Here is a 629-nt window from a genome sequence, read left to right as displayed (position 1 = left end):
ATGCGCCCGCGCGGCGTGCGCTGCAAGTAGCCCTGCTGGATCAGGTAGGGCTCGATCACGTCCTCGATGGTGTCGCGCTCCTCGCCGATGCTGGCGGCGATATTGTCCAGCCCCACCGGCCCGCCGTCGAACTTGTGGATCACCGCCTCCAGCAGCTTGCGGTCCATCAGATCAAAGCCCACCGGGTCCACGTCCAGCATGGCCAGCGCGCGGTTGGCCATGTCCAGGGTGATGGTGCCGTCACCTTTCACCTCGGCGTAGTCGCGCACCCGGCGCAGCAAGCGGTTGGCGATGCGCGGGGTGCCGCGCGAACGCCGGGCCACCTCGAAGGAGGCATCGGGCGCGATCGGTGCGCCCAGCAGCCCCGCGCTGCGTTTGACGATGCGGGCCAGCTCCTCGGGCGTGTAGAACTCCAGCCGTCCGACGATGCCGAAACGGTCGCGCAGCGGGTTGGTCAGCATGCCGGCGCGGGTGGTGGCGCCGACCAGGGTGAAGGGCTGCAGGTCCAGCTTGATGGAGCGCGCGGCAGGGCCTTCGCCGATCATGATGTCGATCTGGTAGTCCTCCAGCGCGGGGTAGAGGATTTCCTCCACCACGGGCGACAGCCGGTGGATCTCGTCGATGAACAG

General features: G+C 68.2%; 1 protein-coding gene. It reads right to left on the bottom strand.

What is annotated here, in order from left to right:
* The coding region (ruvB, locus tag HA630_RS27055) for a Holliday junction branch migration DNA helicase RuvB (protein WP_166832196.1) at positions 1 to 629 on the bottom strand (629 nt) is incomplete at both ends.

It is taken from the genome of Aquabacterium sp. A08, from assembly GCF_011742065.1.
The sequence above is the reverse complement of the archived record's forward strand: the minus strand, read 5'-3'. Positions and strand labels throughout refer to the sequence as shown.